Origin of the sequence: Selenomonas sp. ND2010 (assembly GCF_000702005.1) — a bacterium.
GTDB lineage: Bacteria > Bacillota > Negativicutes > Selenomonadales > Selenomonadaceae > Selenomonas_A.
The window spans coordinates 1-6,928 of sequence record NZ_JNKI01000055.1 but is presented as its reverse complement, the minus strand read 5'-3'; the positions used below and the strand labels follow the sequence as shown (position 1 = coordinate 6,928).

5 protein-coding genes are annotated in these 6,928 nt (G+C 51.4%); all 5 read right to left on the bottom strand.

From position 1 onward, the window contains the following. Positions 1–425 precede the first annotated feature (425 nt). The 5 genes from T504_RS0111945 to trkA all read right to left on the bottom strand — a co-directional run bounded on the left by T504_RS0111945 (position 426) and on the right by trkA (position 6,538). Positions 426–1,184 carry a polysaccharide biosynthesis/export family protein gene (locus T504_RS0111945; RefSeq protein WP_033171291.1) on the bottom strand — a complete coding sequence of 253 codons (759 nt, stop codon included), beginning with the start codon at positions 1,182–1,184 and terminating at the stop codon, positions 426–428. Between the two features lie 107 nt (positions 1,185–1,291). Beyond that, entirely contained in the window at positions 1,292–2,233 is a 942-nt protein-coding gene (locus T504_RS0111940; protein WP_033171290.1) for an AEC family transporter, read from the bottom strand. 19 nt (positions 2,234–2,252) lie between these two features. Further along, positions 2,253–3,704 carry a TrkH family potassium uptake protein gene (locus tag T504_RS0111935; protein WP_033171289.1) on the bottom strand — a complete coding sequence of 484 codons (1,452 nt, stop codon included), beginning with the start codon at positions 3,702–3,704 and terminating at the stop codon, positions 2,253–2,255. A gap of 4 nt (positions 3,705–3,708) precedes the next feature. Then, complete coding sequence (locus T504_RS0111930) at positions 3,709–5,184, bottom strand: TrkH family potassium uptake protein (RefSeq protein WP_051635358.1); 1,476 nt, start codon at positions 5,182–5,184, stop codon at positions 3,709–3,711. A gap of 1 nt (position 5,185) precedes the next feature. Then, a complete protein-coding gene (gene trkA / locus T504_RS0111925) occupies positions 5,186–6,538 on the bottom strand; it encodes a Trk system potassium transporter TrkA (protein WP_033171288.1) in 1,353 nt (450 codons plus the stop codon). Positions 6,539–6,928: the final 390 nt, after the last annotated feature.

Here is a 6,928-nt window from a genome sequence, read left to right as displayed (position 1 = left end):
CACGGAAAACATCAAACGCTTCGTTTATGGCACTGCCCCTAGCGGCGGCTGAGGATGTGGCGAGTTTCGCAGGGCTACCCCCTCCGAGGGCGCAGCAATTCGTGCCGACTCTAACCTAGGCGGCGGGGGCCCCAGTACCATAAGCGTAGCCTTGACGTTCCGCGTGAAGCAAGAAATTTTTGCCTGCGTTCTCGTTGGAAAAGCAGTTTCGTCCAAGCGAAGCGCGTTTAACTTTTTTCCAACTCTTAATTAAAAGGCAAAAATTTCTTGTAGCGGGTTGTCACCGGTGGAGCGTTGGTACTGGGGCCCCCGCCGCCGACGACTTGCTTCGAACACGAACTCGCTAATACGAACCTACAAACTGTAATTTGCGCAACAAAAAACCGCCGGTTCTTTACAAACCAGCGGTTCCTGTTGAGCCCCGATCAATCGGTCAAATTCTTATATAATGCCCAAGCACTGACATACGGCAATACGTCCTCGTTCCAGCGAATACCGCTGGATTTCGGTACATAGACGATATCGCCATCCTGCAAGACGACATTTTGCGTCAGGTCATGACGTTTTACATACGTTTTCATATTCAGCTGCGTATAGTACATCGTGTCATCGATAACGCGCAGTACCTGTACACGCGTGCTGCGGCCGCGCTTGGTGAAGCCACCTGCCGAAGTGATGGCGGCATAGGCATTGAGGCTGTCGATATCCAGTTCCTGGATTCCCGGTTTAGCCACTTCGCCCATGACGTAAATCTTACGCTTGCCATAAGTCTTAACCGATACCGACATGCTCGGAATGCGGATGTATTCGGAAAGCTTGCTCTGGATGAGCGCTTTTGCCTCATTGAGCGTCAAGCCCGCTAATTTCACATTGCCGATATAAGGAATCGCCGCACGGCCATCCGGGCCAATCAGCAACTCATTCGAGCTGCTGCCCGTATCATACCCCAGCCCCTCGGGAAAGCCGACAATATTCAAGGAAATAACATCGTATTTCGTCAAACGGTATTCCCCCGTCAACTGGCCGCTGCCCAGTCCCGCCGTGCGGAATACATCGTCCGATTCTACATATTTCTGCTGTTCTTCGGCCTGCGCTGCCTGCTCCTGCGCAGCCATAGCCGGTGCCATGCCGCCGAACAAGAGACTTACGGCAACAGCCACACCGCATACGATTGCTTTTTTCACTCGCGGACACTCCTTCTAAATCAACCCGTCAAACCAAGTCTTTCATTCAAAATCACACTATCCTAATTATATCGGACCAGCGGAATACCGTCAACTTAACCCCATCCTCAGAACAGGCCAAAACTCTTTAAGGCAAACACCCAGCCAAAAAGCGTCAAGCAGGAAAGCGCACTGGTATAGACGACACAGTTCCCTGCTAAATCCGCATCGCTCCCCATCTGCTGTGCCATGGCAAAGCTGGCCACGGCGCAAGGCGAAGCAAAAATCGCCGTGATCGTGATGAGTTCCATATCCCGGAACCCCAGATAAATCGCCAAGCTGATCATGAGCGCTGGCACGAGGATCAGGCGGGCCGCTACACAAGCCACCAACTGCTTTACATGGGCATGAAAACTGCTGCCCTTAAAAGAAGCGCCCAGAATAATCAACGCTACCGGTGTCGTCGCCGCCGCCACCTGTTTGATTGGCTTTAAAACCGGCGCCGGCACCGGAACGCCTACCAGCAGGAATAGCACGGCCGCAATTGCGCCGAGGATCATCGGATTTTTCAGCACGCCCAGCAGGATACCCGGCAGATAAAAACGACCGCCACGGAACGTTTCCAGCACGAACACCGCCACCACATTATAAATCGGCACAATGATGGCAATCATCATCGACGGCAGGGCCAGCTGATCCTCTCCAAAAATATTGCTCACGAGCGGAATCCCCATCAGGACGAAATTACTGCGAAAAATCGCTTGAATCATAGCCCCGCGCCGCTTATTGCTCGGCTCGCATTGGCAGACAAACAGCGTCGCCAGCAAAAATACCGCAATAACCCCAACGCCGCCAAACAACATAAGTCCCGGACGAAAGGTAGCCGATAAATCCGTCGTATAGATGTTGTAAAACATCATGCAAAAGAAAAAGACGCGGAACACCATGCGATTCGTATGAACCAGCTCCTCATCCGTCAGCATTTTCGTCCGCTTGACGAATACGCCGATAAGAATCAAGCAGAACATCGGCACGACGGCGCCAATCGCCACAAATAAATTACTCAGCACGAAAAAATCCCCTTCCCTTTTACCAGCGGTTTCCCTTTTGCCAGAAATCTGGCGACAGCATAATAAGCAGCGTAAACATCTCCAGGCGTCCAAGCAGCATGGCGACGCAAAGGATGCTCTTGGCAAAGACCGATAAACCAGCATATGTACAAGTTGCACCAGCAACCCCAAACGCCGGACCGACACTTCCCATAACCGTAATGCTTATCCCGAGTGAGTCGAATATCGGCAATCCATCCGCCGTCAACAGCAGGGCCCAAAATACGATGAACAAGATATACAGGAAAAAGAACTGCCCCACGCGAAGCAGGGTATCTTCATCCACCTTACTGCCATTCATATGGACTTCCACTACCCGGCGCGGTGACAATTTTTGATGGACTACCGCCCAGGCATTTTTCACCAACAAGACCATGCGGCTTACCTTCATGCCGCCAGCCGTCGAACCTGCACAGCCACCGCATATCATCAACAATAGCAAAATCCCCTTGGAAAACCCCGGCCACTGGTCAAAATCTGCCGAAACGAACCCCGTAGTCGAAATGGAGCCAACTTGGAAACTGGCATAGCGAAACGCCTCAAAGGGATTTACCCCCATAGAAGAAACCAGATTACCGGTAATCAGCAGCATAGCCGCCAGCTCGATGCCAATATACGCCTTGAATTCTGAATTATGACGGATCACCCCTGGCCCCTTGTGCCAAATGCGGTAATAAAGGCCAAAGTTTCCGCCAGCCAGAATCATAAAAAACGTCATCCACCCTTCCAGCGGAATGTTGTCAAAATGCATGGCATTATCGTCATAAGTAGAAAATCCACCCGTTCCGATGGTACTCATGGCATGGGTTACTGCATCGTAAAGGGACAGTCCACAAAAAGAATAAACAACCATGGCGGTCACAGTAAACATCAGATACATCTGAAACAACGCCTTGGTCATATCCCTAAGCCGCGGCAAAACACGCTCCCGGGTGGGGCCAGTCGTCTCCGCGTTATACATATAAACCGTGCTCTGTCCCGTCTGTGGCAGCAAGGCAATAAAGATGACGATAATCCCCAAGCCGCCGAACCAATGCGTCATCATGCGCCAAAACAAGATACTAGGCGGAATGACGGACAAAGTTTCCATAACGGTTGCACCGGTTCCTGTAAAGCCCGAAATGCTTTCAAACCAAGCATCGAGAACGCCCAGATACCCACCACAGACAAAGGGAAGCATCCCCAGCGCCGTTGCCAGAATCCAGCCAATGCCCGTGATGGCAATGCCCTCGCGCATGGTCAGATGATCCACACGCACACGGCCATTGCTTAAAAGCACCATTCCCACCGACGCACAAAGTCCCAAAGCCACCGCAAAGCCCTGGATACTTGCCTCACTATTGTACAAGGCCATAAAAAAGGGAATGAGCATGATAATCGTCTCGGCAATTACCAATCGTCCCAAAATATAACAAACTATTTTTAAATCCATAGTTTCACCACTTCTGGTGGAGCATCCGCACGCCCACATCGACCAAAATCAAAAAAGAAAAAATTTCGATACGTCCGATAATCATCAGCAAACTGCAAACGAATTTCGCCCAATCGGGCAGGAAAGCCAAACTGCTGATTCCAAAGAGCGCCGCCGTGGAGCCTGTACTGGTCAGACAGCCTGCAGCAATCCCCATCGAAGGAAGCAGCCCCAATCCGGTAATGGAAATCAACAAGGAAAACACCGTAAAAATCAACATATATAAAAAGAAAAATGCCAGAATGCGCCCGACAATCTTAGCCGCGACCGGCAAACCATCCATCTTGACGCTGACAACCATATGCGGATGCAGCGTCCGATGAATTTCTGCCCGGGCCATCCGCAAAAGCACCAAAAGGCGGACCACTTTCAGGCCACCACCAGCAGAGCCGATACATCCGCCCACAAATACCAGCAAAAATAAAACATACCGGTCAAAATCCGGCCAATACCAAAAGCCCGCCGAAGCAAAACCACTGGTCGATAAGAACGAAATCGCCTGGAAGAAACCATAACGGATACTGCCTGCGATCCCATAGCACTGCATGAGATATAAATGAAGCGAAATCATCACGCCGGCCGCCAGGAAAATCAGTAAAAAAGCTCGCAGTTCCGTATCCTTCCATAGCAGCCGGAAACTTTTGCGATTCCAAACCTTCCAGCAAAGCAATAGATTCATGCCCGAAATCACCATAGCCAGCACAGCAGCTAATTCCAACCAGACATTATCATAGAACATAAACGAAGCCACCGAGCTGCCGCCACTAGAGGAAATCGTCAACATCGACTGAAGCAAGGCATCAAACGGCGAAAGCCCCGCCAGCCAGAAAAGCACGGCAACCAGCAGCGTCAAAATCGAATAAACACTGCCCCCCTGATTAACGGACTGGCTCATGCGGTTCCAAACCGGACTGAAAAAAATCGTCTGCCGCGCGGAAAGCGTCAAACCGAAACAACCACTGACCTGCGGCAGCACCGTAACCAATACAGATACAAAGGTAAGCCCGCCCAGCCAACTCATCAGCGTATGCCATAAAAGCAAAGAGCGCGGCAAGCCCGCGCGGTCAAAAGGTAAGCACGAAAGCCCCGTCGTCGTAAGCGAAGAGATACTCTCGAAAAATGCCGAAAACCAGTCAGGCAGCAGGCCGGAACTATAATACGGCATCAGCCCGATTACGCCCATAAACGGCCAGACCAACACCATAAAGAGTGCTCCCTCACGAATCGTCAGCTGGCGCATGTGTTCCTGCCCCATCCACATCATGAGAACCCCAAGAAACAGCGCAAAACTAGCCGGCATCAAAAACAGCCAAGCCTCCGGCTCCTGCCAAAACAGTGCCACCGCCGCAGGAATCAAAAGCGCCATTCCCAAGAGCGCAGAAGTACGCCCCATCAGCAGCCAAAAAAGTTCCCAGCCGCTTCCTTTTTCCATCAGTACCATATCAGTCCCTGCCCTTGAAATACTGAATAACCTTCTGCGAGAATTTCGTCTGGATAAACAGGATGGTCCGATCACCAGGCTGCAGTACCGTATTACCATTTGGGATAACCGCCTCGCCATCGCGAACGTAAGCACAAACCAGACACTCCCGTGGCAGCTTGACATCCATCAGGCGTTTCCCAGCGACCGGTGCCCCCTGCTGAACAATAACTTCCACGGCCTCAGCCTTGGCACCTTCCAAGAGCGATACCGACACGACACCACCGCGACGAGCAAAAGCCAGCACCTCACTAGCCGAAAGCAAACGTGCCGACAAAACGATATCGACACCAACCTTCTCCATAAGCTCTACATATTCATTACGGGCAACGCGAACAACCGTCTTGGTCTTATTGCCCGACAAATGACGGGAAAGCAGTGCCAGCATCAGATTGAGCTTATCATCCTCCGTCAGGCAAACGACTACATCGGCCTCGGCTACGCCCTCTTCCGTGAGCAGATCGATATCCGTACCATCACCGCAGATTGCGATACCGTTTTCGAGCATCCCAGCCATCATCCGGCAGCGCTCGCGATCCTGGTCGATAACCTTTACATGGACATCCTGCTTGTCAAACATTGTCGCCAGCGCCCTTCCGGCACGGCCAGCCCCAATGATGACCACGCGATGAAGCTTACGGGCATCGCGCTGGACAAAGCTCTGACTGAACTTCTCAATCTCCTCCGGAATGCCAATGAAATAGGCATTATCATGAGGCAGCAGGCAATCGTCACCATGAGGAATGATCATGCGATGGTCCCGGAAAATCATACCAGCCAACACGCCTTTCGGCAGTTGAATATCCTTGAGCGGAACCCGGGCCAGCGGCGATTTGCGCTGAACCTTCGTCTCGAATAAGCGGATTTTGCCATGAGCGAAATCCTCAACATCGAGTGCCGCCGGCGTCATCAGAATGCGATTGATTTCGTTTGCGGTAATAAGCTCCGGATTCAACATGAGGTCGATGTCAAAGTTATCTTTAAGATAATCCTTGGCTTCACTCATGAACTGCATATCGCGAATCCGCGCAATCGTATGCTTGATGCCATGCTTCTTTGCCAGAATACAGCTGACCATATTGACTTCATCGCTGGCGGTAACAGCAATAAGGATATCCGAGTCACGAATATCCGGGTCATTCATAGTAATCGGACTGGCACCATTGGCCGCAATGGTAAGCACGTCCAGCGTGTTTTTCGCTGCTTCCAGCTGGCTCTCATCCTGGTCCACAACGACCACATCAAATTGTTCCTTTGACAACAGCTCGGCAATGCTATACCCCAGCTTACCGGCACCTACCACTACGATGCGCAACTTGCTCCCCCTCTGCCTCTATAAATAAAAGAAATTTCATAAATCATTACGGGGCTATTATAACATAAATCACACCATCTGACGAACACGCCCCAGCCCCTAACGCCGCATCGAAACCAGTGGAAAATTACAGTTTGCAGGGGAATAGTACCCAGTTCGTATTCGAGGTAAGTCGCCGGCGGCGGGGGCCCCAGTACCAACGCTCCACCGGTGACAACCCGCTACAAGAAATTTTTGCCTTTTAATTAAGAGTTGGAAAACAGTTAAACGCGCTTCGCTTGGACGAAACTGCTTTTCCAACGAGAACGCAGGCAAAAATTTCTTGCTTCACGCGGAACGTCAAGGCTACGCTTATGGTACTGGGGCCCCCGCCGCCTCGGTTAGAGCCGG

Bases quoted from the DNA above. Each gene is read 5' to 3' on its own strand.
- T504_RS0111935 (WP_033171289.1), bottom strand. From the start codon at position 3,704: ATGGATTTAAAAATAGTTTGTTATATTTTGGGACGATTGGTAATTGCC.
- T504_RS0111930 (WP_051635358.1), bottom strand. From the start codon at position 5,184: ATGGTACTGATGGAAAAAGGAAGCGGCTGGGAACTTTTTTGGCTGCTG.